Annotated in this window: 1 protein-coding gene and 1 pseudogene; both read right to left on the bottom strand. The window is 54.2% G+C overall.

All coding sequences use genetic code 11. From position 1 onward, the window contains the following. Window positions 1-43: 43 nt before the first annotated feature. A pseudogene (locus ACP5E6_RS18955) lies at window positions 44-635 on the bottom strand (IS1634 family transposase); the annotation flags it as partial. Between the two features lie 259 nt (window positions 636-894). Then, window positions 895-1,710 (bottom strand): response regulator transcription factor, encoded by an 816-nt coding sequence (locus ACP5E6_RS18950; RefSeq protein ID WP_427957032.1) that lies wholly within the window; start codon window positions 1,708-1,710, stop codon window positions 895-897. Window positions 1,711-1,800: the final 90 nt, after the last annotated feature.

The following is a 1,800-nucleotide window of genomic DNA, read 5'->3' as shown; positions in this document are numbered from 1 at the left end:
GCAAAATCAGCATCCGATCGGCTCAGACAAAAAGAGTCCGCCCCACAGCGGTTACGGTGAACAGGCTGCGCCGGCGCTCGAACAGCTGCTCCTCGATCAGGTCCTTGGTCCGCCGCGCCGATCGCGTGGCGCCGCTCTGGTCCTTCAGCGCCTCGCCGAGCCAGGTCATCGCCCGGTAGAGGTGGTGCAACTCCAGCCCTTCGGCGCCGTCAATACGGGTAGGCTTCCAGCCAGCGCTCACACCCCCGGTCGGAGCCCGACACCATCAGTCGGTGCAGTACGGCAGCGAAGATCGCCCGCTCGATCGGGAACTCGAAAGCCCGCTCTCCGGCCAGCGTCTCGACCACCGCCCGGCAGCCGGTCTCCTCCCACAGCCGGCCGAAGACCAGCGGCGCGCCGATGCGCCGGGTCGCCACCGCGTCGAGCGTTCCGTCGCGCAGGCTGGAGACCAGCATCGCGGTCTCGCACAGCCGGGCGCCCGAGCGCAGCAGCGCGTCGAGCTTGCCGGCGGCTTCCAGCTCGTCGACACGGCCGAGAGTGGCGATCACGCTCTGGCGTGTCTTGGCGCCGTCGCGCGTGTTCTCGACGATCTGGAGGTAGCGGCGGTCGCCCGAAGGCTTGATGCGGAAGAACATGCGGCGCTCCAACGAGACACCGCATTAACAGCACGATTATTGGTCAATAAAAACGGTTATATGGCGATAATTGTCGCAAAACGTGGCACCACATTCCAGCAGAAAACCGCCCCGCCCGTTGCGTAACCCATTGAAACGATTCATCTCACAATTCGGGAAACGGGCCCACACTGTTGAACTTCAGTTCAACAGAGTACGGAACATTCCCGATGTTTGCTGACGTGCGCCTCATGACTGCAAACCCAGGCCGGAGCATCGACTAGTGCCGCTGATGCAGTGGTCCGCTGAAATGCTCGTCAGCAGCAGGCTGTTCGGCAAGTTTTTCTCGAGATCGGAATGAGGGGATAGGTGAGTGGCTAGCCGGTTGATTGTTGCTAGGATCATTGGCTCCAGCAATAGTGTCATGTATTTTCTTGATCATGTAACCTTTGCCCCAGACTGTGGTGATTAGATCATTTAACCCGAGGGCAGATAGTTTTTTTCTAAGCTTGCAGATGAAGACATCGATGATTTTTCCATCGGGTTCATCAAGGCCTCCATAAAGATGGTTAAGAAAAACCTCTTTCGTTAAGGCAATCCCCTTTCTCAGAACCAGTAGCTCCAAAATTGAATATTCCTTGCTTGTTAGATGAACAACTTTATTTTCGACAAAAACTTCCATACTTTCAATATTTATATTAATTCGACCGGCTGTTATAATATTGTGGCTAAAACCACGACTTCTCCTAATGACCGCATTGGCACGGGCAAGAACTTCTTCACGCTCATAGGGCTTGGTAATGTAGTCATCCGCCCCAAGCTCCAACCCCTTGATTTTCGCCTGCGCACGCGAAAGGCCGGACATCATCAGCACCGGCGTTCCGATCTTGCTTCCCCGCAATTTCCGCAGGACGTCATATCCTTCCATATCGGGCAGCAGCACATCCAGCATAATCAAATCGTATTCGTAATGACGTGCTAGGTCAAGAGCTTCCTCCCCGGTTTCTGCCAGATCGATAGCGGCGCCTTTCGATTTAAAAAACTCCCGAAGCCCCTTGGATGTATGAATATCATCGTCAACAACCAAAACGCGCATAACAACCTCCATGCGAGATAGATAACAAATTTACTACTTATAGAGGTGCTCTGCAAGAAAAATCTTAACTTATTTTTTATATTATGCTCT

It is taken from the genome of Acidiphilium sp., from assembly GCF_049977125.1.
Lineage (GTDB): Bacteria > Pseudomonadota > Alphaproteobacteria > Acetobacterales > Acetobacteraceae > Acidiphilium.
The sequence above is the reverse complement of the archived record's forward strand: the minus strand, read 5'-3'. Positions and strand labels throughout refer to the sequence as shown.